This is a genomic window from Chelativorans multitrophicus (assembly GCF_011317445.1).
GTDB classification, from domain to species: domain Bacteria; phylum Pseudomonadota; class Alphaproteobacteria; order Rhizobiales; family Rhizobiaceae; genus Chelativorans; species Chelativorans multitrophicus.
Genome location: NZ_JAAAPL010000001.1, coordinates 1,596,967 through 1,620,619 on the forward strand (window position 1 = coordinate 1,596,967; position 23,653 = coordinate 1,620,619).

The 23,653-nt window shown below is 60.4% G+C and carries 24 protein-coding genes; 10 read left to right on the forward strand and 14 right to left on the reverse strand.

Annotation, left to right across the window (positions count from 1 at the left end; all coding sequences use genetic code 11):
- Window positions 1-3: 3 nt before the first annotated feature.
- Complete coding sequence (locus tag GNP00_RS07755) at window positions 4-378, forward strand: cytochrome C oxidase subunit IV family protein (RefSeq protein ID WP_011581803.1); 375 nt, start codon at window positions 4-6, stop codon at window positions 376-378.
- Window positions 379-427: 49 nt separating this feature from the next.
- Here the strand turns inward: GNP00_RS07755 and GNP00_RS07760 are convergent, their stop codons facing one another.
- The 3 genes from GNP00_RS07760 to GNP00_RS07770 all read right to left on the reverse strand — a co-directional run bounded on the left by GNP00_RS07760 (window position 428) and on the right by GNP00_RS07770 (window position 3,344).
- Window positions 428-1,255, reverse strand: coding sequence for a DUF2189 domain-containing protein (locus GNP00_RS07760; RefSeq protein WP_011581804.1), 828 nt, complete (start codon window positions 1,253-1,255; stop codon window positions 428-430).
- A 307-nt stretch (window positions 1,256-1,562) separates the two neighbouring features.
- Complete coding sequence (locus GNP00_RS07765) at window positions 1,563-1,958, reverse strand: RidA family protein (protein ID WP_011581805.1); 396 nt, start codon at window positions 1,956-1,958, stop codon at window positions 1,563-1,565.
- A gap of 165 nt (window positions 1,959-2,123) precedes the next feature.
- Window positions 2,124-3,344 carry an acyl-CoA dehydrogenase gene (locus GNP00_RS07770; protein WP_011581806.1) on the reverse strand — a complete coding sequence of 407 codons (1,221 nt, stop codon included), beginning with the start codon at window positions 3,342-3,344 and terminating at the stop codon, window positions 2,124-2,126.
- Window positions 3,345-3,457: 113 nt separating this feature from the next.
- On the opposite strand from GNP00_RS07770, the gene GNP00_RS07775 reads away from it, so the two are divergent.
- From GNP00_RS07775 to GNP00_RS07785, 3 genes are all read left to right on the forward strand, one after another.
- Entirely contained in the window at window positions 3,458-4,369 is a 912-nt protein-coding gene (locus GNP00_RS07775) for a LysR family transcriptional regulator (protein ID WP_011581807.1), read from the forward strand.
- Between the two features lie 104 nt (window positions 4,370-4,473).
- On the forward strand, window positions 4,474-5,334 hold the full coding sequence (locus GNP00_RS07780; protein ID WP_011581808.1) for an SIR2 family NAD-dependent protein deacylase: 861 nt from the start codon (window positions 4,474-4,476) through the stop codon (window positions 5,332-5,334).
- Window positions 5,335-5,591: 257 nt separating this feature from the next.
- A complete protein-coding gene (locus GNP00_RS07785; protein WP_011581809.1) occupies window positions 5,592-6,578 on the forward strand; it encodes a bile acid:sodium symporter family protein in 987 nt (328 codons plus the stop codon).
- Window positions 6,579-6,688: 110 nt separating this feature from the next.
- Here GNP00_RS07785 and GNP00_RS07790 read toward each other — a convergent pair whose 3' ends face one another.
- Both GNP00_RS07790 and GNP00_RS07795 read right to left on the reverse strand, forming a co-directional pair.
- The gene (locus GNP00_RS07790) at window positions 6,689-7,621 is read right to left on the reverse strand and encodes a lysylphosphatidylglycerol synthase transmembrane domain-containing protein (protein ID WP_011581810.1); all 933 of its coding nucleotides are present in this window, start codon (window positions 7,619-7,621) and stop codon (window positions 6,689-6,691) included.
- A gap of 392 nt (window positions 7,622-8,013) precedes the next feature.
- Window positions 8,014-8,421, reverse strand: coding sequence for a lysozyme inhibitor LprI family protein (locus GNP00_RS07795; protein ID WP_011581811.1), 408 nt, complete (start codon window positions 8,419-8,421; stop codon window positions 8,014-8,016).
- A 316-nt stretch (window positions 8,422-8,737) separates the two neighbouring features.
- Here GNP00_RS07795 and GNP00_RS07800 point away from each other — a divergent pair, with 316 nt between their 5' ends.
- Window positions 8,738-9,322, forward strand: a complete 585-nt coding sequence (locus GNP00_RS07800; RefSeq protein WP_011581812.1) for a DedA family protein — start codon at window positions 8,738-8,740, stop codon at window positions 9,320-9,322.
- A 56-nt stretch (window positions 9,323-9,378) separates the two neighbouring features.
- Here GNP00_RS07800 and GNP00_RS07805 read toward each other — a convergent pair whose 3' ends face one another.
- Window positions 9,379-10,242 carry a helix-turn-helix domain-containing protein gene (locus GNP00_RS07805; RefSeq protein ID WP_011581813.1) on the reverse strand — a complete coding sequence of 288 codons (864 nt, stop codon included), beginning with the start codon at window positions 10,240-10,242 and terminating at the stop codon, window positions 9,379-9,381.
- A gap of 164 nt (window positions 10,243-10,406) precedes the next feature.
- Here GNP00_RS07805 and GNP00_RS07810 point away from each other — a divergent pair, with 164 nt between their 5' ends.
- From GNP00_RS07810 to GNP00_RS07825, 4 genes are all read left to right on the forward strand, one after another.
- Entirely contained in the window at window positions 10,407-11,453 is a 1,047-nt protein-coding gene (locus GNP00_RS07810; RefSeq protein ID WP_166015829.1) for a TRAP transporter substrate-binding protein, read from the forward strand.
- Window positions 11,450-12,025, forward strand: coding sequence for a TRAP transporter small permease (locus tag GNP00_RS07815; protein WP_166015831.1), 576 nt, complete (start codon window positions 11,450-11,452; stop codon window positions 12,023-12,025). The genes GNP00_RS07810 and GNP00_RS07815 overlap by 4 nt, the downstream gene beginning before the upstream one ends.
- A complete protein-coding gene (locus GNP00_RS07820) occupies window positions 12,022-13,341 on the forward strand; it encodes a TRAP transporter large permease subunit (protein WP_011581816.1) in 1,320 nt (439 codons plus the stop codon). Before GNP00_RS07815 ends, GNP00_RS07820 begins: the two co-directional genes overlap by 4 nt.
- 132 nt (window positions 13,342-13,473) lie before the next feature.
- Entirely contained in the window at window positions 13,474-14,007 is a 534-nt protein-coding gene (locus GNP00_RS07825) for a 2,4'-dihydroxyacetophenone dioxygenase family protein (protein ID WP_011581817.1), read from the forward strand.
- A 31-nt stretch (window positions 14,008-14,038) separates the two neighbouring features.
- Here GNP00_RS07825 and GNP00_RS07830 read toward each other — a convergent pair whose 3' ends face one another.
- From GNP00_RS07830 to GNP00_RS07865, 8 genes are all read right to left on the reverse strand, one after another.
- The gene (locus tag GNP00_RS07830; RefSeq protein WP_011581818.1) at window positions 14,039-14,800 is read right to left on the reverse strand and encodes an SDR family NAD(P)-dependent oxidoreductase; all 762 of its coding nucleotides are present in this window, start codon (window positions 14,798-14,800) and stop codon (window positions 14,039-14,041) included.
- Window positions 14,801-14,807: 7 nt separating this feature from the next.
- Window positions 14,808-16,259 carry an aldehyde dehydrogenase gene (locus GNP00_RS07835; RefSeq protein ID WP_011581819.1) on the reverse strand — a complete coding sequence of 484 codons (1,452 nt, stop codon included), beginning with the start codon at window positions 16,257-16,259 and terminating at the stop codon, window positions 14,808-14,810.
- A 14-nt stretch (window positions 16,260-16,273) separates the two neighbouring features.
- Window positions 16,274-16,993: an ABC transporter ATP-binding protein gene (locus GNP00_RS07840; RefSeq protein ID WP_011581820.1), complete on the reverse strand. Its 720-nt coding sequence runs from the start codon at window positions 16,991-16,993 to the stop codon at window positions 16,274-16,276.
- Complete coding sequence (locus GNP00_RS07845; protein WP_011581821.1) at window positions 16,986-17,717, reverse strand: ATP-binding cassette domain-containing protein; 732 nt, start codon at window positions 17,715-17,717, stop codon at window positions 16,986-16,988. Before GNP00_RS07845 ends, GNP00_RS07840 begins: the two co-directional genes overlap by 8 nt.
- Entirely contained in the window at window positions 17,714-18,667 is a 954-nt protein-coding gene (locus tag GNP00_RS07850) for a branched-chain amino acid ABC transporter permease (RefSeq protein WP_011581822.1), read from the reverse strand. The genes GNP00_RS07845 and GNP00_RS07850 overlap by 4 nt, the downstream gene beginning before the upstream one ends.
- A complete protein-coding gene (locus GNP00_RS07855) occupies window positions 18,664-19,536 on the reverse strand; it encodes a branched-chain amino acid ABC transporter permease (RefSeq protein ID WP_011581823.1) in 873 nt (290 codons plus the stop codon). Before GNP00_RS07855 ends, GNP00_RS07850 begins: the two co-directional genes overlap by 4 nt.
- Window positions 19,537-19,558: 22 nt before the next feature.
- A complete protein-coding gene (locus tag GNP00_RS07860; protein ID WP_011581824.1) occupies window positions 19,559-20,782 on the reverse strand; it encodes an amino acid ABC transporter substrate-binding protein in 1,224 nt (407 codons plus the stop codon).
- A 337-nt stretch (window positions 20,783-21,119) separates the two neighbouring features.
- On the reverse strand, window positions 21,120-22,142 hold the full coding sequence (locus GNP00_RS07865; protein ID WP_083764485.1) for an MBL fold metallo-hydrolase: 1,023 nt from the start codon (window positions 22,140-22,142) through the stop codon (window positions 21,120-21,122).
- Window positions 22,143-22,422: 280 nt separating this feature from the next.
- Between GNP00_RS07865 and GNP00_RS07870 the strand changes: the two genes are divergently transcribed.
- A complete protein-coding gene (locus GNP00_RS07870) occupies window positions 22,423-23,652 on the forward strand; it encodes a putative DNA modification/repair radical SAM protein (protein ID WP_011581826.1) in 1,230 nt (409 codons plus the stop codon).
- Window position 23,653 lies beyond the last annotated feature (1 nt).

Below are 23,653 nucleotides of genomic sequence, written 5' to 3' on the forward strand. Positions count from 1 at the left end.
GCTATGGCAACGCATACGGAGCAGACCGGTCACGGATATTCGCAGACCGCCATCGCCGCCCACGCAGAGAGCCAGCAGCACCCGATCAGGATTTATCTGATCGTCTGGTTCTGGCTGTTCGTCTTGAGCGCCTGTTCTTATCTCATCGATTATATCGGCCTGCAGGGCATGCTGCGTTGGAGCCTGATCATCACCTTCATGCTGCTGAAGGCGGGGCTGATCGTGGCGGTGTTCATGCACATGGTGTGGGAGCGCCTGGCGCTGGTCTACGCGATCCTGCTGCCGCCGCTCGCGGTACTCGTGTTCGTCATCATCATGGCGATCGAATCCGATTACACCGCGCTCACCCGCATGATGTCCTTCGTCAACGGCGGCTGATACGACGCAGGCGATCCCCGCTGACTGCGGGGACCGACGCGCTGCGTTGTTACAATGACTGGCGGTTGGCGCGCTGCTCCGGCGACAGGACCACAGTCTTGCGATAGAGATGCCATGTCGCATGCCCAAGCACGGGGAAGATTACCGCCAGCCCAACGAACAAGGTGAGGGAGCCGACCACCAGCAGAGCGGCCACAATCAGCCCCCAGAAAAGCATTTGAAGGGGATTGGTCAACATGACACGCGCCGAGGTCTGGATAGCGGCATAGGCGCCGACATCCCTGTCGAGAAGCAGCGGGAAAGCCACGGATGTCGTGCTAAGCACGACAAGCGCGAAAAGGAACCCGATCAGATTGCCCCAAAAAAGCAGCATCCAGCCGCGCTGGGTGGTCAGGACCTCCTGGATAAAGCCAATGAACGATTCCGGCGCCGCCGGCCCGAAAATGCGTGCATAGATCGCCTGCGCGGTGAAAAGCCAGACGAGGAAAATCACGGCAAGCATTCCGCCGACCGCCATAATGGAGGGAATGGCCGGGGATTTCAGCACATCGAAGGCATGGAGCCATGACGTGTCCATATTGCTCTGGCGCCGCCTGCTGATCTCATAAAGGCCGATCGCCGCGAGCGGCCCCAAAAGGGCGAAACCCGCGATGAGCGGGAAGATCAGCTGCAAAGCGTTTCCAGTCGATGCCCATGTGATGAGGACCATGCCGAGGATCGGATAGATGATGCACAGGAAGACATAGTGAGACGGCTTCTCCCAGAAATCCGCGAAGCCGGCGCGCAGCGCATCCAAAACATCGGCAAATGCAATATGGCGCACCCCCAAAGGTGCGATCGTTTCAGTGGAACCTGCTACGACATGAAAGTTCGCCATGACCATCCCTCCTGGACTTCAGTCCGGGTTTGGCCGCGGCTCACGTGCCCCATCATGGCCGGTCACGAGCAACCGCGACCCTTTGCCCAAGGGGAAATGATACTACGCAAAGCTCCATTTGTCGTTCACTTTTGAGACATACGGCATCACACGGCCGCGTCTGCCTCAGGCCTGATCACAAGTCTCAGCATCTGCGCTCGCTTCTTTTGCTGCTGCCGGTAACTGTGGTGGACAGGCAGCCTGTACCCCAGCGGAAGAGTTATTCAGGCGAGTTCGCCAAACGGCACGTCCGGCACTGTCTTTCAATTTACTCCGGAATGACGGCCATGGCCTGGATTTCGACCTTGGCCCGGTCTTCCATCAGCGACACGACCTCCATGGCGGTGATGGCGGGATAATACCAGCCCATCACCTCGCGATAGACCACGCCAATTCTCTTGAGATTGGCGCGATATTCGGCCTTATCGGTGAAATACCAGGTCATGGAGGTGATGTGCTCCGGCTTCGCTCGCGCTTCCGCAAGCACCGCCGCCACATTTTTAAGAGCCCGGCTGACCTGCTCGGCGAGATCGTCGCTCTCGAATTCGCAATTCTCGTTCCAGCCCACCTGGCCGGTTACAAAAACGAGCCGCCCGCTGGCGACAACGCCGTGCACGTAGCCTTTTGGTTGTTTCCACCCCCTGGGCCGCAAAATGTGATGCATGAAAACTCCTCAATCAAGGGCGCCTCGCTCGCGCGGCGCTCAGGATTTGACGCACAGGAGTCCTCTACTCGATCATCGAACAGAGCGCAGCTTCTTCGGCTGCGCTCTGCAAAATTAGTATTCGCCCTGTTCTGAAGGTTTTCGCGAGCAGCGTGCCTGAGCTGATCAGAAAAAGGCCTGCAAACCGGTCTGCGCTCGACCCAGGATAAGGGCATGCACGTCATGCGTACCCTCATAGGTGTTCACCGTCTCCAGGTTCTGCGAATGCCGCATCACCTGATACTCGATCTGAATGCCGTTGCCCCCATGCATGTCACGCGCCATTCGGGCAATATCAAGCGCCTTGCCGCAATTGTTGCGCTTCACGATCGAAATCATCTCCGGCGCAAATTTATGCTCGTCCATAAGCCGCCCGACACGCAAGCTCGCCTGCAGCCCGAGCGCGATTTCCGTCTGCATGTCGGCCAGCTTCTTTTGGAATAGCTGCGTCGCCGCCAACGGCCGGCCAAACTGCTGGCGCTCCAACCCATATTGGCGGGCGCGGTGCCAACAATCTTCAGCCGCTCCCATCACGCCCCAGGAAATGCCGTAGCGGGCGCGGTTCAGGCAGCCGAATGGCCCCTTAAGTCCCGAGACATTAGGAAGAAGGGCATCCTCCGGCACTTCCACGCCATCCATCACGACCTCTCCGGTGATGGAAGCACGCAATGAAAGCTTTCCGCCGATCTTGGGCGCCGAAAGGCCCTTCATCCCCTTTTCGAGAACAAAACCGCGTATCTGGTTGTCGTGAGCGGCCGACTTGGCCCAGACCACGAAGACATCGGCGATCGGCGCGTTCGAGATCCACATCTTGGAGCCGACGAGCCTATAGCCGCCGTCTATCTTCTCCGCTCTCGTTTTCATCGAACCGGGATCGGAGCCCGCATCAGGCTCCGTGAGCCCAAAGCATCCGATGAACTCACCCGAGGCGAGCTTCGGCAGATATTTCTTCCGCTGATCCTCGGAGCCATAGGCGTAGATTGGAAACATGACCAGCGAGGACTGCACGCTCATCATCGAGCGGTAGCCCGAATCCACCCGCTCCACCTCGCGGGCGACGAGACCATAGGACACGTAGTTGGCCCCTGCCCCGCCATACTCCTCGGGAATGGTGACCCCAAGCAAACCCGCCTCGCCCATCTCGCGGAAAATGGCCGGATCGGTCTCCTCATTCATATAGGCATGCTCGACGCGCGTACGGAGACGATCGGCGGCAAAAGCTGCCGCGGCATCGCGGATCATCCGCTCTTCTTCCGTAAGCTGGTCCTCGAGCAGGAATGGGTCGTCCCAAGCAAAACTGACGCGTTCCGCCTCGTTGCGGGGGGCCTGATGCGAAGTGTTGGACATTCCTGCTCCTCGGTTAGATCGCGTGAAGGATCACCTGCAGATGCGTTTACCTGTAGCATACGGGCCGGAAAAATCCTATTTGAGCGTAAGTTGATGCATAAAACTCATATGTGATGACCCGCCCGCGCCGCTTTCTTCCTTCTATCAGCCTCCTCTCGGCCTTTGAGGCCGTGCTTCGGACGGGATCGACCGCCGCCGCGGCGCGCGAGCTCGACCTGACGCAGGGCGCCGTCAGCAGGCTTTTGCAGAACCTGGAGGAGCAGCTTGGGCAACAGCTCTTCATCCGCCATCGCCGCCGCCTCATCGTAACAGAAGCCGCTCGATCTTATGGACGCGATATCACGCGAGCGCTGGACCTGATCCAGCGCGCCAGCATAGAGCTTACGACCAATCCGGGTGGCGGTGTGCTTTCGCTTGCCATCCTGCCTGCCTTCGGCACACGCTGGCTGGCGCCGCGCCTCGGCTCCTTTCTCGGTGCGCATCCAGGCATCACCATCAATCTCGCAACACGGCTGAAGCGCTTCAATTTCTCCGCCGAAGGCTTTGATGCCGCAATCCATTTCGGGTCGGACGACTGGCGCGATGCAGAGCACATGAAACTGTTCGAAGAACAGCTTACCGCCTGCGCGGCCCCTTCTCTTCTGGCCAAGGTCCCTGTTGAAACCGCAGAGGATCTGAGGCGCCTGCAACTCTTTCAGATGGAGTCGCGGCGAAATGCCTGGTCCGTTTGGTTCACGGCTCAGGGCGCCGAGGCCACACCGAGCCGCGGCATGCTATTCGACCAATATGCCCCCATGACACAGGCGGCTGTGGCAGGCCTCGGCGTGGCCCTTCTGCCCGAATACCTCGCGGAGCCGGAAATCGCCGACGGTCGCCTAGTGCCGCTTCTCAAACGCGCCGTGCGGGGCGACGGCTCCTATTGGCTGGTCTGGCCCGAAGCCCGCGCCAGCTACCCTCCCCTGGAAGCGTTTCGAACCTGGCTTGCGGGGGAAACGGCGCCTCTGCGGGAACGCACGGAAGGCTGACTGAGGCCCGCCGCGCTTCTGGCCGGCGGATTAACTTCCCCGCTACCCGTACCGGAACGTAGTCGATTGGCGCTCGTTAGTTCGGACGGCCCCAGGAGCACTGCATGTCCGATCCGATGCAACAGCTTGCTGAAGCAATTAAGCGCAGAAGCGCCGTCCTGTTCGTTGGTGCGGGGGTATCCATGAGTGTCGGCCTGCCGTCATGGGACAAGCTGATCAGACAGATGGAGCAGGAACTCGGTATCGATCCTGAAACCACCAAATCTTCCCGCTATAGCTACCAGACACTCGCCGAATATTACCGTCTGAAGCAGGGCAGCTTAGGCCCGCTGCGGAGTTGGATGGACCGGAACTGGAGCGTTTCGCGCGAAAAGGTGAAAGAATCTCTCCTCCATCGACTGATCGTCGAACTCGACTTTCCAATCATCTACACCACGAACTACGATCGGAACCTTGAAGTCGCCTTCGAACTCTATGGACGCGATTTCGTGAAGGTCGCCAATGCTCGAGATATCAGCCGGATTGCCGACGGCGTGACGCAGATCATAAAATATCACGGCGATTTCGATGAGGATGCCTCGCTGGTCCTGACGGAAACGGATTACTTCAACCGGCTCTCCTTCGATTCCCCTCTCGACGTGAAATTTCGCGCCGATGCGCTGGGCCGCACAATCCTTTTTATCGGCTATAGCCTGTCCGACATGAACATCAGGCTTCTGCTCCACCGTCTCTGGCAGACCTGGCGCGATTCCGGCTACGAAAAGGACCGCCCGCCCTCCTTCGTTTTCATGCCGAACCGAAATCCCGTGGAGGAGGCGGTTCTGGCGCGGTGGGGCATCACCGCTTTAAGCGAGGAAAGCGAAAGCGCTCAAGAAGCTCTCGGCACGTTCCTGAAGCATTTGCTTCAGATGACGTGCAAGAGCGCGGGCGAGTCCGAAAAACTAGGCCGCACCCAACGTCCTTAGGAAGCGGTGTCTTTGAGCAATCAACGAAAACACCCCACGGCATTGTGGTTCATGGGGGCGTAGTCTATAGGGCGGGCATCGGGCGGACGAAATCGGACGGGACATGGAAGAGCGGAAACGACAGATCTGCGGCAAGATCGATGCGCTCTCGGATGTGTAGATCAGGCCATTTCAAGTTCATCCCTATGCGGCGTTTCCAGGCGCCTGATCGGCTGGTTGTGACCGCGGCCGAATAGCCGCGCAGACGGAGAGCACGAATGTCCTTGTTCGCGCGGCTGAAGCGCATCGGCATCGACACCTATATGCTGCTGCTCATAGCCACTGTGTTTTTGGCGACTGTGTTGCCGGCAACAGGCCGCGGAGCAGTCGTCCTGTCCCACGTGGCTTATTATGCTATCGCCCTGCTGTTCTTTGTCTATGGCGCCAAGCTTAACACTTCGGCCGTGGTGGCGGGTCTGACGAATTGGCGGCTCCAGTTCCTGGTGCTCGCCTTCACCTACATCGTCTTTCCTCTGCTCGGATTGGGGCTCTTCTATTCTCTAAAGCCGTTTCTCGATGAGTTTCTCGGCATAGGACTGCTCTTCCTCGCGGTGCTGCCATCCACAGTGCAGGCGTCGATTGCCTTTACGTCTCTTGCCCAGGGGAACGTTCCCGCGGCTGTTTGTGCGGCCTCACTCTCCAATGTCATCGGTGTCTTCTTGACGCCGGCACTCGCCGCACTCCTTCTGCAAACCAGCGGAAGCGGCATCAATACCGATGCGATCAAAGGGATAGCTCTCCAGATTTTGCTGCCCTTCATCCTGGGACAACTGGCGAGGCCTCTGATCGGAGGCTGGATTGTGCGGCAGAAGATGTTCACGCTTTCCGTTGATCGCGGCTCCATCCTCCTCATCGTCTACTCCGCTTTCAGCGCCGGCATGGTGGCCGGCATTTGGAGCCAGATCGACGGGCAGATGCTCGCCATTGTCATCGGCGCCGATGTCCTGCTGCTCGCCGTAATAATTCTCCTCGGCAGTGGGGTGGGTCGATTGGCTAAACTTCCGCGCGAGGATCGGATGGCGCTGTTCTTCTGCGGAGTTACGAAAAGCCTCGCCAGCGGATTGCCTATCGCCAACATCCTCTTCATTGGCAAGCCGGTGAGCCTGATCATTGTCCCGCTGATGCTGTTCCATCAGATACAGCTGTTCGTCTGCGCTATCATCGCCCGGCGCCACGCGAACCGGTTGGTTGTGGTACCGGGCTAACCGGCTCCGCGTCGGCGGTTTTCCTCTGGCGGCTTGGGCTCGTAACGAGAATTGACGATCATGCCCGAGGCGCCCCCGATGGCACCGACCGGCGCTTTATATCGTGAGCCTCAAGCCCGCTCGTTCGCGAATTGCTGGCGCTCAAAGCCGAGAACAACGATCAAAGCGGCGATAAATGGGATGATGAGATATAGCAGCCTGAAGACCAGCAGGGCAGCCAGCACGTCGGCCGGGTCCATCTCGGGCAAGCCGGAGATGAAAGCAAGTTCAAGCACCCCCAACCCGCCCGGAGCGTGCGAAAGAAGCGCCAGCGAAAACGAGATCAGGAAAATGCCGGTGATGGTAACAAAGCCCGGATTGCCTGCTGCGGGCAGCGCAAAATAGATAATCGCTGCCGCGCCGATGATCTCCAACGGGCCGATCAGCAGTTGCTTCAGTGCAATCGAAAGACGCGGATATGACAGCTCGACCTTGCCGATATGCAATGGCCTGAATTTCAACGCGCTGCCCACCACATAAAGCAGAACTCCGACCAGCAATAGCGCACCAGTCACCGCCGATGCCTCCACCGGGAGCACGTCGACGAAGCGGTCTGCGATTCCTGGTTCCACTAACAGCACGACGCCGGTGAGGACGACAATACCTAGAGCAAAGGTAAAAGAGCAGAACGCCACCAGCACCCCGACCTCGGCTCCGGTCAGCCCCTTGGCGGTATAGGCCCTGTAGCGGACAACGGAGCCGGAAAACACCGACGCGCCGATATTGTGTGAAAACGCATAGGTGGTGAACGAGGTGACGGTGATATAAAGCCAGCCCACCCGTTTTCTCAGATGTGTAAGCGCCAGATGATCATACGCTGCCAGCGCGCCATAGGCCAAAAGCGTGGAAGCCACGCACAACAGCCAGTTAGGCATTGGAATGGCGGCGAGACTACCCCAGAGCTCATCGAGCGAAAGCCCTCGTAATTCGTGGTAGAGAAGCCAGGCAGAAAAAACCACCGCGGCAAAGCCGATTATCGGCCAGATATATCTCTTTAGCTGCATTGCTTAATGCCCGCTGGTGCTTACGGGATGTAGCCAACCGGCCCGGTGTGCCGTAAGAGAAAGCCTCCGCTCTCCACTCACTCGGCGGGAAGGGGACGAAAGCGCCTGACAGTGCGATCAGCCGCCGGCGTCCCGCGAAAGCACATTAATTACATTCACCGCCCATAGGCGGCAAAAACACTGTTCCGAAAACTGATTAAAGAAATTGCTTCCATCATAACTATCAATCCACTCAGCGTCTGCGCACCAAACTCAAGTAAGCTCGCGATCTCTCTGCAGGAAATGCGGCAGTCCTAGGACGCATTCCCATCCGGCGCGATAACTTTTCCGTTTGAAAAAAGTGCCGAAGTCGACACGATGAGCGGGAAGAGCACCTCAATCTTGATGACGGATCAGTTCGCGGTCGGAACCGGACAGCTCAGATCGCCTTCTTCGCAATTCAGATAACCCTCGAAGGCTTCGACACGCACTTGCGTGAGGCTTTCCATGCATGTGGCGGTGAGCATTGGCATAACGCTTCCCCCGGCAGCAGACGCTGTCTGGAAACTGCACTCCGCGTCGCGGAACTTGACCCAATCGCGCTGGGCTTGCACAAGCAGATTCTTCGTTTCCGCATCGTCTGAGAGACGGGCTTCGATCTGTTTATAAAGCTCATTGAGTTTCTTGTCGGCTTCCCTGAACGCGGCATCGGCACATTCGTTCATGGTGGCCTGATCCTCGGCAGCACTGCAATTATCTTGGGCAAAGGCAGATGCCGGAATGGCCAGCATCATGACCGTGGCCAATATAATGGTTCTCATTGACTGTCCCTCCATGAAAATGCCTGGCGCGCCGTTGCCATCAAAGGGCGACGGACTGCCCTGGCATCAGGCCGCGTAATCTCGTTTCAGACGAGGACTACCGTCGATCTACCCTAGTGAAGCTGAATCATGAATTTAAACAAAGTCACAAAGTATAACATGCTATACATTATCAAGATGATCAGCACTGCTGGCGGCCTCTAACCATTGAGCTCGCGATGGAAAACTCACCGCGCAGGCCTTCCCCTTGCCCGCCGCAATCACCTGTGGCGAATTCGTCTGGTTCTCCCGTATTGCACCAGAATGGAAACCGTTGATGATCGATGCGATTCACCTTCTTATCGAGCGCTTTGGATTGATTGCCGTCTTCCTGGGCTGCGTCGCCGAAGGCGAAAGCGTAGCCATCCTTGGCGGTTTTTTTGCCCATCAGGGGCTGCTTGAAACGTGGCAGGTGATCGCAATGGCCTTCGCCGGGTCCTTCATGAGCGATACGCTTTTCTTCCTGGCCGGAAAATACTTCTCAGGCAGTTCCATGGTACGGAAGGCGCGCCAAAAGCCCGCCTTCTCCTATGCCTGCCGGATGGTAGAGCGGTATCCTGCGCCTTATGTCCTCATCAACCGCTATGTTTATGGTTTCCGGCTCATTGGCGGTGTCGTAGCTGGCCTTTCCAGTATCAGCCTGCCGAAATTCATGGCTCTCAATGCTGCTTCCTCGTTGATTTGGGCGCTCCTCTTCATCGGTATCGGATATGTCTTCGGCCTGGGCGCTGAACAGCTCGTCGGCGGGGAACTTGCCAAGCATGAGCGCCTTCTGTTCGGTTTTGGATTCTGCCTGATTGGGATAGGCGCGGGGTGGTATGCCACGCGCAGATTCAGCCGGTATTTCCTTGGGCAGATTTAAGAACGCATGACCTGCGGGAACGCGACGGCTGAAACGGTCGGCGCTGCGCGTGCTGTTCACGGCCAGGCAGCGAAGGAATGACCGCTATGCGAGCGCAGTGCGGAATTCTGACGGTGTTTATTCGGTGAGCGCCCGGTCTGGCGCTTGAAGAAGCGGCTGAAATAGGCCGGATCGTGAAATCCTAGCGTCTCGGCTATGTCGGCGATCGGAAGATTGCTGCTGTCGAGAAGGCTGATTGCCTCCTGAGTCAGCCGCGCATGTACGATAGCCAGCGGCGAGCGGCCCGTCACGCGCCTGACCGTGGCGTTGAGACATTCGGCGGTGATGCCAACTTCCTGCGCATAGCGCGCGATCGTCCAGTGCTCGCGCATGTGCAGTTCCACCGCGTGCAGGAAGCGATGCATGATCGTGCGCGGCAGTGGCTGCGCTTCGCGCATGACCGGTCCTGAAAGCCGCCAGGCGCCGATCAGCAGAAGAGCCAGCCTGTGCCGCACGGCGTCATCCATGCCGGGCCAGTCTTGCATGCCCTCCTCCAGAATACCCTCGACGCTGTCCGCCAGCCGCCGGGCCTGCTTTGATTCGAGCTTCACAACGAGGAGCGGCCGCGACAGCGCCTCGCGGATAGCGCGTGCGTTCGGGCCCATGCCAACGGCTCGCGCGAAGCTGATTTCGGACACCGACAGAGAGACCCCGCGGGAGCCCGCATTCGCCCGCAAGCTGCCGCCGCGTCTGGCCTGCAGCCAGATTAGGCACGGAGCGGCGAAAGGCACCTCTCCATCGCCGCTGCGCACCGATCCGCTGCCGGAAAGAAATATGAAGCTGCGATAGCCGGATTCGGAAAAGGTCCACTCGCTGGCCGCCAGCTCCCCCTTGAGAAGTTGGACCTCCGGATCCGGTGGCGGCCTCTGCCATCGGTTCATTATATTTTCCCTCCCCGTCACAACCATGAAAAGTACAAAAAAAGGCCGATAATGTCTATTCTTACCCTTGAACCACTGCCTTAGCTTGTGTCGGATTATATGCGTGGAGGAAAGTCGCATATAGAATGACGGGTGATCATCAGGATCGCAGACGGGAGGAAAATATGATCAGGCGCAGAGATTTTCTGGTAGGTTCGGCGTCCGCGCTGGCGCTGCCGGCTTATATTCGCTCCGGCTTCGCGCAGAGCGCAGAGTACACGCTGAAGCTGCATCACTTTTTGGGCCCCCAAGCACCAGCTCAGACGCAGATGCTGGAGCCTTGGGCCAAGCGGATCGAGGATGATTCCGGCGGCCGAGTGAAGATAGAGCTCTACCCCGCTATGTCGCTTGGGGGCGCGCCGAACCAGCTTTTCCGGCAGGCGGCGGAAGGCGTCGTCGACATTATCTGGGCTGTCAACGGCTACACGCCGGGCCTTTTCCCGCGCTCGGAGGTGTTCGAGCTTCCGACAATTTTCACCAATGACATCGTGGCGGCGAATCTCGCCATGCGCGATCTGTTCGAAAGCCATCTCGCTCCTGAATTCGCCGATGTGCACGTGCTTTTCATGCATGTCCATGCCGGTCAGGCGCTTCATATGGCCAGTGAACTCGTTCGCACGCCCGACGATACCAAAGGCAAGAAGCTGCGTGTGCCCGGCCCGACCGGTAATGCGGTGGTCGAGGCCATGGGCGCAACACCCGTCACCATGCCGGTGCCGGACCTGCCTCAGGCGCTATCCACAAACGCCGTCGATGGAGCGCTGATACCCTGGGAGATCATTCCTGCGCTGCAGCTTTGGGAAACCACGAAATACCAGATCGAAGGACCTGATAACAACCGCTTCGGCACGACCACCTTCCAGGTCTCGATGAACCAGGGGCGGTGGGAAGAACTGCCTGATGATCTCAAGGAGGTCTTCAACAAGCACTCCGGCGAGGACTGGTTGCGCGAAGTCGGCCAGATCTGGCGCGGTATCGACGACCGTGGCATTCAACTCGCGGTGGAGCAAGGTAACGAGCATGTGGTGCTCACCGAGGAGGAAATGGGTGCCTTCAATACCGCGCTCGCGCCGGTCGTCGACCGGTGGGTCGCGGAACATTCAAATGCGGGCTTCGACCCCGCCGAGCTGGTCGAGGCCGCCAGGCAGGCGCTGGCGGCGCACCAGTCTTGAGCAAGATACCCGGCAGACAGGCGGAGACGGGCGATAAGCCGCCCGTTACGCCGGTCCTCGCGCAGATCGCCGCCCTGATTGCCAGCCTCTCCCGCTGGTGGGCGATGACGGGCGGCGTTCTGATCTTGATCCTTTCCGTCATGGCGGCGGCAAGTGCCGCGTCGAACCTCTTTTTCGGGCGGCCCTTTTCGGCCGATCACGAGCTGGTCAAGCACGTCACGGCCATCGCCATCTTCATGTTCCTGCCCTACTGCCAGATCAGCGGAGCGAACATCACGCTCGACTTCTTTACGGACGATCTGAGCGAACGCGCCAAGCAAGCAATGAGCGCCTTCTCCTCGCTTTTCGCCCTTGCCTTTGCGGTGCTGCTTTTCGTGCAGATGTTGCAGGGCTTTCAAAGCTATATCCGATTCCAGGAGGTTACGCCCGTGCTGCGACTGCCCTTGTGGACGGCTTTTCCGCCGATTCTCCTGTCGCTTGCGCTGCTTGCAGCCGCGTCTTTCATCAACTTGGCCGAAGGGCTTCGCAGGGTTCAAAACCCTCAGTATGAATCGGGAGCGGAGCGCTCGTGAACAGCCTCGTTCTTGGTCTTGTAGGACTCGGCCTCCTGCTCGGACTCATTGTTGTCCGGGTGCCGATCGCCTACACAATGCTTCTCGTAGGGATCGGTGGTGTGGCCATCCAATCCGGGCCTTTCATCGTTCTCAATCAGCTCAAGGATCTCGCCTACGCGCAGTTTGCGAATTACGACCTTTCGGTGCTGCCCATGTTCCTCCTGATGGGAGGGCTAGCCGCACGCTCCGGCCTGTCGACGGATCTCTTCCGGGCGGCTCATGCCTGGTTCGGCCGCTTCAGGGGCGGAGTGGCGATGGCGGCGGTGGCCGCTTGCGCAGGCTTCGGCGCCGTCTGCGGCTCCTCGACGGCGACCGCCTCCACCATGGGGCAGGTCGCCCTGCCTGAACTCAGGCGCTACAAATATTCCGACGCGCTTGCCACCGGCACACTGGCGGCCGGCGGCACGCTCGGCATTCTCATTCCGCCCTCCGTGGTGCTGATTGTCTATGCGATCATCGTAGAGGTGAACATAGTAACCATGTTCGCCGCAGCCCTGATTCCCGGTCTCATCGCAACAGCGATGTTCCTGGCGACGGTTGCGCTCTATTCGCGTTTCGTATCCGGTGCGGGCCCAAAGGGAGAGCCGGTCAGCGCCGCTGAACTGTGGTCCGCCTCGATCAATGTAATTCCGGTGCTTGTGGTGTTCGCGATCGTGATCGGCGGCATCTATGCCGGCATCTACAACCCGACCGCAGCGGCGGCGATCGGCGTGTTCCTGGTGCTTGCCTATGGCCTCGTGGCGCGCCGGCTGTCACTTGCCGGCATACGCGACAGCCTGCTCGACACGGCGCGCACCGGCGGCATGATCTTCCTCATCCTGTTGGGAGCGGAATTGCTCAAGATCTTCATGTCGCGCGCCGGCGTGCCGCAGGCGGGCGCGGAGATGTTGCAGGCAAGCGGCCTTCAGCCCATGGCGATCCTCCTCCTGGTTATCTTCGCCTTCCTCCTGCTGGGCTGCTTGATGGACAGCCTGTCGATGATCATCCTGGCCATTCCGTTCTTCTGGCCGGTGATCGCGGGGCTCGATTTCGGGCTGACGCCTAACGACACCAAGATCTGGTTCGGCATCATTATCCTGATCGTCGTGGAGCTCGGGCTCATAACGCCGCCGGTGGGGCTCAACGTCTTTATCATCAGCGCCATGGCGAAGGACGTGCCCATGCGGGAGACGTTCAAGGGTGTCATGCCCTTCTTCGGCGCGGAGGTTGTGAGGATCGCGCTGCTGATTGCCTTTCCGGCAATCACGCTGTTCCTGCCACACCTGCTGCGCTAGAGCCGCCCTGGACAGGACGTGTGAAGGCCGGTGCCGATCTTCTGCAATTCTCGACAAAGCCATCCGGCATGTCGAACAAAAGCACAGCCCTGCGTTTCTGTAGTGAGAGTGCGGCCGTAGGAGGAGAGTCCGATGCCCGAAGCCCCAACGAGCGAGTTCTGGCGCGACCTGAAGCCGATCAAGAAGGTGTTCCAGCGAGACGCGAAGCCCGAGGTCTATCTTGCTGACGCGGCTACGGAAGACGAGCGCTATTATGTTCCCTTCACCGAAACGGTATTTTCGCGACCGCTATGGATCTCGCCCACGCAGAACAAGTGGTGCGACATCCTGATGGCCAAGAAGGCCGGGCTCGTGAATCGCCATTATCACCCGCATGAGGTCTTTGCCTACACCATCTCCGGAAAGTGGGGTTATCTCGAGCACGATTGGACGGCGACCGCGGGCGATTTCGTTTACGAGACGCCCGGCGAAGGCCACACGCTGGTCGCCTATGACCATCCCGACCCCATGAAAGTGTTCTTTCAGGTGCAAGGGCCGCTCATCTGGCTTAACGAGAATGGCGAGCCGGATGGGTTCTTCGACGTCCATAACTATATCGAGCTGTGCCGCAACCACTATGAGAAGGTCGGTATCGGCGCGGAGTACATCGAGACGCTGTTCCGATAAGCGCCAGGCCGCAACCAGGCTAGCAGCCGTTTCACACGCTCATGCCGCCGTCCACCATCAGTGTGGTGCCGGTCGTGAAACTCGATTCGTCCGAGGCGAGGTAGAGCACCGAGCGGGCGATTTCCTGAGGCGTGGCATGGCGGGCAAGCGGAATGAGGCGGTTGAAGAATTCCGCCCCGTCGACGTCCAGCGCCTTGCCCACACCCTCCTCCACGGAGAGCTGAAATCCATTCTCGACCGGCCCCGGATGGATGGTGTTGACGCGGATGCCGCGTGGTGCGAGCTCCTTGGCAAGGCACCGCATCAGGCCGACCTGGGCATGTTTTGCTGTGATGTAGGCATAAACGCCCGCATCTCCCCTCACCCCGGCCACGCTCGAAGTAATGATGATGGAGCCGCCATCGCGCATCTTCGGAACCGTGTGCTTTGCAGCGAGATAGGCCCCCCGCACATGCACCGCCATTACCGCCTCGAACACCTCATCGGGATAGTCGGCAATCGGGCGGACGACACCGAAATTTCCGGCATTCGAGAACAGAACGTCGACGGGACCGAAGGTCTGGACAGCCTTCTCCACATAAGCGGCTGTTTGCGCGGCGTCGGAAACGTCGGCCGCCGCCCAGGCCAGCCGCTCGCGCCCGCCGAGCTCGGCTGCCAGGCGCTGGAGGCCTGCCGCATCCCGGTCGACAAGAAGCACCCGCGCGCCCTCTTGAAGAAAAAGGCGCGCGGTCGCGCTGCCGATGCTCCCTGCACCGCCGGTGACGATGCAGGTTTTTTCCTGAAGCCTTCCCATGCCCGCCCTAGAACGGATAGTGCAAGGGACCGTCCTGGATCGTCACCCAGCGCAGTTCCGTGAACTCGTGAATGCCGGCGGAGCCGCCGAAGCGGCCCCAGCCGGAGGCCTTCACACCGCCGAAGGGCATCTGCGCCTCGTCGTGCACCGTTGGGCCGTTGATATGGCAGATGCCGGATTGGATGCGGCGCGCAACAGACATAGCGCGGTTGACGTCTCGGCCGAAGACGGCGGCGGAAAGGCCGTATTCCGTGTCATTCGCCACACGCACGGCCTCCTCCACACTGCCCACGCGGAGAACGGCCACCACCGGCCCGAAACTTTCCTCCGAATAGATGCGCATCGAAGGCGTTACCTTGTCGAGCACCGTTGCCTGGATGATCGTACCGTCCACCCCGCCGCCGGCCGAAAGCACTGCGCCCTTGGCCACTGCGTCGCTGATGAGCTGGCTGATGCGGCTGGCAGCGCCCGCATCCACCACACAGCCGAGCGGGGTGTTCCCTTCGCGTGGGTCGGAGGCCTTCAGCGTTTTGGCCTTTGCCGCGAGCGCTCCGACGAATTCGTCGGCAACCTTTTCGTCGACGACGATGCGGTCCGTCGACATGCAGATCTGGCCCTGATTCATGAAAGAGCCAAAAGCGGCGGCGGCCACCGCCGCATCGAGGTCTGCATCGTCGAGGACCACGAGCGGCGCCTTGCCGCCAAGCTCCATCAGTGCGGGCTTCAGATACCGCCCGGATAGCTCGGCAATGATGCGGCCCACGCGAGTCGAGCCGGTGAAGTTCACGCGGCGGACGGCGGGCTGGGCGATGAGCGTCTCGACGATTTCGGCCGCGTCTTCCGGCGCGTTTGAAACGGCGTTGAGCACGCCTTTGGGCAGTCCTGCTTCGTTCAGCGCCTGAACGATGAGGCTGTGGGTGCGCGGGCAGATTTCCGAAGTCTTCATCACCACCGTGTTGCCGCAGGCAAGCGGAGCTGCGAGGGAGCGCACACCGAGGATGATCGGCGCGTTCCACGGTGCAATCGAAAGCACCACGCCGGCGGGCTGACGGATCGCCATGGCAAGCGATCCCGGCCGGTTGGAGGGAATGATCTCTCCCTTAATCTGGGTCGTAAGCCCCGCAGCTTCGCGCAGCATATCCGCGGCAAGCCCGACATTGAACAGCGCCCAGCCGGCTGTGGCTCCGATCTCGGCGGCCATCGCCGCCACGATATCGTCCGACATCGCCTGCAGCCGGTCCGCCGCCGCCGTGAGAATGGCCCGCCGCTCGCCCGGTGAGGTCTGTGACCAAGCCGGGAATGCGGCTGCCGCCGCGTCCACAGCCGCGATGGCGTCATCCACGTTCACCGCAGCTGCTCGAGTGGCGACGTCGCCCGTCACCGGGTTATAGCGTTCGAAAACGCGGCCGTCGGATGCAGCGCGTTCTTCTCCGTCGATCGTCAGTCCAAGCACATCCATCATTGTCTCCATCTTCAGGCGTCCTCAGCCATTCCGAGAAAGGCGTTTTGGACGAGGGGATTATCTTTGAGCGAGGTAGCGTCCCCCTCCCCCACTATGCGGCCGGCCTCGAGTACATAGCCGCGATCGGCCAGGCTCAGGCTCTTGCGCACATTTTGTTCCACCATCAGCAAAGACACACCGGTCTGCCGAATCCGTCCGAGTGCCGAAAACAGCTCCCCGACCATTACGGGGGCAAGCCCCAGGCTCGGCTCGTCGAGCATAAGAAGCTGCGGCGAAGACATAAGCGCGCGGCCAATCGCCACCATCTGCTGCTCGCCGCCGGACATGGTTGCCACAATCTGGCGACGGCGTTCGGCAAGCCGGGGAAAGAGCTCGAACACGAGATCGCGATTGCGGGCTGCATTGGTCCGAGCGCGGCGCGCATAGGCGCCAAGATCGAGGTTTTCCGAAACGGTCAGGTCGACAAAAATGCCGCGCCCCTCGGGCACGAGCGCGATGCCTGCTTCCAGCACCTCATGGGCGGGAAGGCCCAAGAGAGGACGGCCGCCGAGCCTCACTTGCGCGCCTGGCGCAGGTTGCGCCAGTCCCGCAATCGCCTTCAGCAGAGAGGATTTCCCCGCGCCGTTGGCACCCAGGATAACCACAGCCTCGCCGTCGGCAACGGAGATCGCGATGTTGGTCAGCGCCACATGCTTCCCGTAACTGACAGACAGGTTTCGCACCTCAATCATCAGCGCCTCCCAAATAGGCGCGAACAACCTCTGCGTCCGCGAGCACGTCGGCAGTTGCGCCTTCCGCGATCCTGACGCCGGCATTCATCACGACGGCACGGCCGCAAAGCGCACGCACCGCCTCCATGACATGCTCCACGAGGAGGATGGTCATGCCTTTCTCGCGCAATGCGGCGATCAAGTTTATACCGAGCCTGAGTTCAGCCGGATTGAGGCCCGCAAGCCACTCATCGAGCAGCAGCAGGCGTGGCTCGGCGCCCAAAGCGCGCGCCAGCTCCATCCGCTTCTGGTCGATATAGGTGAGATCCGCCGCGCGTTCTTCGCCGCGCCCGGCAAGGCCTACTTCCTCAAGCAGGGCGTCGGCCCTGTCCCGCGCTTCCCGCCCCCATAATGGCTTGCTGCGAAAGGCAAGAGCGGCCAGCACATTTTCCCCCACTGTGAGCGAAGGCAGGATGCGCACCAGCTGGAAGGTGCGCGCCACGCCCAGCGCGGCGATCCGATGCGCGGCCAGGCCCGAAAGGCGCGCTCCCGCCAGATCGATGGATCCGGCGGTCGGTCTCAGGCTGCCCGAGATCATGTTGAGCACAGTCGTCTTGCCGGACCCGTTGGGCCCAAGCAGCCCGACGATTTCACCCGCGGCGACTTGAAAGCTCACCTCGTTCACAGCGACGAGACCGCCGAAGCGCTTGGAAAGGCTTGATAAGGTAAGCAGCGTCGCACTCACGGCTTGCCCTCCGCCTCCATTGCAACAGGTCGGAACGCACGCTCATTGGTCCTGAAGCGCGTCTCAACCAGCGCGACAATCCCCTTGGGAACCGCGAAGACGATGGCGATAAAGAGAAGCCCCAGGAGGATCGAGTAGTGGTTGGGGAAATTTGCCGACAACCACTCGAACAGCAGGAAGAGCGGCACCGCGCCGAGCACCGGACCCCACAGCCGCGAAGCCCCGCCCAACAGAGCCATCACGAGCGTGAGGAAGGAAACGGTGGGATTGAAGGCGATGGCTGGCTCAATATAGGTCCATCGCGGCGCCTGGACCGCGCCCACCAATGTAATAATGACCGACGAGAGCGCAAAAAGCGCGAGCTTGGTGCGTGCGAGGTTAATCCCCAGATGCGCCGCCACCACCTCGTCATCGGCGATGACGCGCAAAGCCAGCCCGAGCCGAGAGCGGTCTATACGCCAGGTGATGAAGAGGGTAGCCGCCGCGAGCGCCAGGAGCTGCCAATAAATGTGCTCGGGCCCCAGTGACATGAAGATGTAGCGCCCGAGCGTGCCCGTCACGTTGATTTCGTACCAGGTGACGAGCTGGCGCACGAGCTCTGCGAGGCCGAAGGTAAAGATCACGAAATAGACGCCGGCAAGCCTCAACGTGGAAAGGCCGACGACCAGCGCCAGGGCAAGTCCCGCCAGCGCCGCCACCACGAGCACGAGCGGATATGGCAACACCTCGTTGAACGCGGCCACCATATAGGCTCCGATGCCGAAGAAGGCGACCGTTGCAAGTGAAATGTAACCCGTGCGGCCCGAGAACAGCGCCCACGCGCTCGCAAGCGTCACATACCCCATCAAGCCGATGAGCAGCCCGAGCCCATAGGCTTGCATGAAGAAGGGAGCGGCCGCGAGCGCGGCAAGGACGAGCACAAGCGCAACCCAGACGAACGCGCTTTTCATCGCCGCGCCTTCCCGAACAAGCCGGAGGGACGCCAGAGCAGAACGCCGAGAAAGATGTGATAGACGGCGGCGAGCGTCAGCCCTGGGCTCACATAAGTGGCGACCAGGGTTTCGACCAGGCCAAGCAAGAGACCGGCCGAGAGCGCTCCGGCAAGATTGCCCACACCCCCTAGGATCACGACGATCAGCGCCTTCATGGTGAAGATCACGCCGGAGCTGGCCGTGAAGGTTTGATACATGGAAATAACGACGCCGCCGCAGGTGGCCAGTGCCCCGCCCAGGGCAAAGGCAAAACGAGCAGCACGATTGGCGTCGATCCCGACCAGCGGCGCGGACTGCGGCGCAACGGCCACCGCACGAAGGGCAGTGCCCCAGAGCGTGCGCGTCAGGAGAAGGTAGAGCCCGCCGCCCAGGACGACGGCAAGAACCAGTGCGAGCAGGCGGTTGGCCGCCACGCTCGCGCCAAGAACATCGACGCCGAAATTCATGTAGCTGTAGCTGATATAATCTCCGCCGAAGAGAACCAGCATGATGCCTTGGATAACGAACAGAAGGCCGAAGGTAGCGAGAATGGAATTCACCTCCAGCCCCGCCCCTCCCCCGGATCGCCGGACAAGAGGGCGCAGCATCAGCCCATAAATGACGTAGCTGAGCGCGAACCCCGCGGGTGCTGCTATGAGCAGGCTTGGGAGCGGGGCGATGCCAAGCGCCCCGTTCAGGACAAAGGCGAGAAAGGCGGCGGCGATGATTGTCTCGCCATAGGCGAGATTCATAATGCGCGCGATGCCGTATTGAATGGTGAGCCCCATGGCGACGAGCGCGTAGGTGCCGCCAAGCACCAAGCCATTGATGATCGTAGTGACAAGCATCGGCCGCCTCCCGTCCTGGGGCTTACTGCCAGGACGCCTTTGGCATGATGGCTTGGGAAACGCCTTCGCGGTCTACCGGAGCCACGGCGACAAAATTCCCGTTCTGCCATTGCCCGCCGAACCACAGCTTGCGCAGCTGATTGTCCTCAAGCTTCACCTCGCCGAGCACCGTTTCGAACGTGCCGTTGGAAAGCTCGTCGGAAACGGCCTCGCGGTCCAGGCCACGGCGCTTTACGGCCTCCTGCAGCATCTGGAGGCTGGCAAAGGTCACCACACTGCCCCAGAAGTCTGGCGCACGGCCGGTTACCTCCTCATGCCGCTTGCGGTAGGCCGTATTCGCTTGATTGTTCGGGTCAATTCCGCCGAGGCTCATCACGCCCTCGGCATTCGGCCCGAGATCGGCGCCATAGTTCGGGAAACCCGTGCCGACTCCGAGATAGAGCACCTTGGGATTGAATTTCGCCACTTGTGCCTGCTGAGTGATCGCGAAGGTTTCCGGCGGATAGGAGAAGGCCACGAACGTATCCGCTCCGCTTCCCGCCGCCTCGTTGATCATGGATGTGAAGTCGGTTGTACCCGCCGGATAGGTGACGTCGTAGACCACCTCCAGCTCCGCCTCCGAGAACGAAGGACGTGCGGCGGTGACGAGGTCGATGCCGAAGCCGTCCGCCACCGAGATCATGGCAACCTTATTGTTGATTTTGCCCTCGTCGTTGGTCTTCTTCAAAAGGCCGGCAAGCGCATCCGTATAGTCGCTGCCCCCGCCCAGCATCCAGAAGCTGCGCTTCCAGCGCTGAACGAATTCCGGTGCTTTGTCGGTGACCGAGGAAACAGCGAGTTGCGGATAGCCGAACCGATCGAACAACGGGGCCACGGCTAGGTTGAACCCGGTGCCCCAGGGCGGCAGGATGAAATCCACCTCGTCCTGCGTGGCCAGACGCTCGATAGCGCGCACCACCTCTTCGGCCGAGGAGCGGTCATCATATTCGACCACCTCGATCGGCAGTCGTGAACCGTCGGGCAGCTCAAGACCCCCGGCCTCGTTCACCTCCTTGACCCAGAGCTCATAGTTCGGCAGCGTGGTGATGCCGGCGCCGCCGGCATTTGGCCCCGTCTTGGAGATCGCATAACCGATCTTGACGGACGTCCGCTCCTGGCTGACGGCAGGTGCCGCTGCAGCAACGGCAAACATGCAAACGGAAATACCAAGTGTGCGCAGGATTGCCCTGCGTGAGGTGGCGGTCATGAAAATTCCTCCCTATGCCCTCCGGCCCGTCGAAGCGCCTCCCTCTGACCTTGCCGGCAGTTTTTTTCGGCTTTCAACACAGGAAGGCTAGCACGCTCAGGTCGCAGCGGAATGGAAGTTTTCGGCGAAGAATTGTACTTTCCAAAGGATAGGACACAGCCGCGGAGCTGAATTAGTTCTGGGTTGTCCTGCTCGAAGCGGAACGGGAATATGAACAGCGGCAATCAGTTCGCCGGTTCCAGAACGGTCTGGCGATCAAGCTGGAGAGGCCGACGCGCCGGCTCGTCTGACCTCAGCAACGCGAGCTCTCAACAAAAATTGCGACTGGCCCAGCGCTTTACCGCCCGGCTCGGCGCTCCACTTCAAGCCGCCGTAAAGCGCCGCCCCGCAAGAGGTCAAGCTGTGCGAGCAAGTCCTGCTGGTCGACCAGCGGATGCGTTTGATTGGGTTGGCGAGCGGCGAGCTTTTCGCGAGCTTCCATCAGGCCGGCCGAAAAGGAATGGGTTGTTAAATGAACCGCAATCGGATTGCCCGGCTGCTGGACAAGCCGCTTGATACGATCGACGCTGGCGATATAGGACTCCACCTGCTGTGAGCCATTAACGGATGTGAGGGCCAGCCCCCCGACCGTAATGGCCCGATAGGTGTTCCCGCCATCTTTGACATCATAGGTATAAGAAGCCGTGCCCCAGGTATGGCCGGGCGTTTCCAGAATGCCAAAACCATTGCCGCCCAGCTTGATCACATCGCCGTCCTTAACCACCATGTCCGGCTGAATCATCTGCCAGGCACGCGGTGTGCCCTCGGACTGTTTTGCCGATTCCAGTGCTTCATCCCAGCCGGCTCGCGTCATTGCGAATCTCGCGTTGGGCAGCAAAGGCTTAAGCTTGAAGGCTCCGCCCACATGGTCGTAATGGCCGTGCGTCATCAGCACATATTTGATTTCGTCCAGGCCAATTCCAACTTCGTTGAGATTGGCGATGAGCTGGTCGACATTTGGCTCATGGAGCGTGTCAATCAGCACCACCCCGTCCTCGGTGCGGATCGCCCACGCGGACACCCAGCAGACGCCGACATAATGGACATTGTCGAAGACTTTCCAAGGAACGATCTTTTGAGCATCTGGATCTCCAATCCAGCTCCCCATTGCAGGCGGCATCCGACCGGTCCGACCGACGTCCTTGAACACCGCGAAGATTGGATTGGAGGGGCAGCCCTCGAAAGGCTGGGCGGCAGCGGGAGTGGGCCCCGCTAACGTCAACACCGTGGCAACCAGCAGGCTACTCCGAGCTAGGATTGAATGGCGATGCGTTCCAATCCTCAACCCATTGCGCGATATTCCTAGCCGCTTCTTCAGCATACTGTCAGTTCCCCACTTTCGCTCCAGATCGTGCATTCTGCGGATGTCGCACCGCTCCCGAAATCCTTTGCCACCGGCAATGCAGCTGGGCGCCTCTCAGCCGCACGAGCAGGGGCGCTACGCAACCGCGTTCTTCACGAATGTCAAGACGGCCTATCGACCATCGTTGTGACCGGTATAAGACGCAGCGCCCCATGCGACGACTTGGCGCCTTTTCGCCCTTGCCTCACCGCCAATACGGCTCTAATTTAGAACAAAACAGGAACTTTGGAGCCGGGCCATGCCGCTCAACCTGCTACAGAAGCTGGAGATCCTGGCCGATGCCGCCAAATACGACGCGTCCTGTGTCTCCTCGGGCGGCGAAAAGCGGAAGGCAGAAAAGGGCATAGGGTCCGTGACGGGCCAAGGTATCTGTCACGCCTTCACGCCGGACGGGCGCTGCGTTTCTCTTCTCAAAATTCTGCTGACCAATTTCTGCATCTATGACTGCGTCTATTGCGTGAGCCGCAGATCGAGCAACGCGCCGCGCGCGCGCTTCAAGGTGGAGGAGGTCGTTCAGCTCACTCTCGATCTTTATCGTCGTAATTGCATCGAGGGCCTCTTTCTTTCCTCCGGCATTGCCCGCTCGGCGGACGAAACCATGGCCGATCTGGTGCGCGTTGCGAAAGCTCTGCGGGAGGAGCACGGGTTTAGGGGATACATTCATCTGAAAACCATTCCGGGCGCGAGCCCTGAGCTCTTGGACGAGGCCGGGCTTTACGCTGATCGGCTGTCGATGAATGTGGAGATGCCGGCCGAGGCGGCCCTCGAAAAGCTGGCTCCGGAAAAATCCGCGACTGAGATAAAGCGCGGCTTGGCGCGTGCCCGCTCCCGCATAGAAGAAGGCAGCGCGCCTTCGCGTGGAGGCAAAGCGCGCCTGCGGCGCTTCGCGCCGGCGGGGCAGAGCACGCAAATCGTCGTAGGAGCCGATTCCTCCACTGATCTCGATATTCTTCGCAGCAGCGCACGTCTGTACGCCTCCTATGCACTGCAGCGCGTCTACTATTCCGCCTTTAGCCCAACGGGTCACCCATCGGCCGTGCTTCCGGCAGAGCCGACGCCGCTTATCCGCGAGCACCGGCTATACCAAACAGACTGGTTGCTGCGCTTTTACGGCTTCTCTCTGCCGGAAGTGGAGGAGGCTCTGCCCGGCGGCATGCTCGATCTGTCGATCGATCCGAAGCTCGCCTGGGCGCTTTCCCATCGCGATTTCTTCCCGGTGGACGTCAACAAGGCCAGCCGGGAACTGCTGCTGCGCGTTCCGGGGCTGGGGGTAAAAGCGGTGGACCGGATCATCGCCGCACGCCGGCACGGCAGCCTGCGCCTTGCGGAGCTGGCGCGGCTCACCGGTTCGCTCAAGCGCGTTCGGCCGTTTGTACTGACACCCGATTGGCAGCCGGGCAGCCTGCTTGAGCAACCAAGGCTGAGGCAGCGTTTGGTCGCTCCGCAGCAGCTTTCCCTGGGGCTCTGAA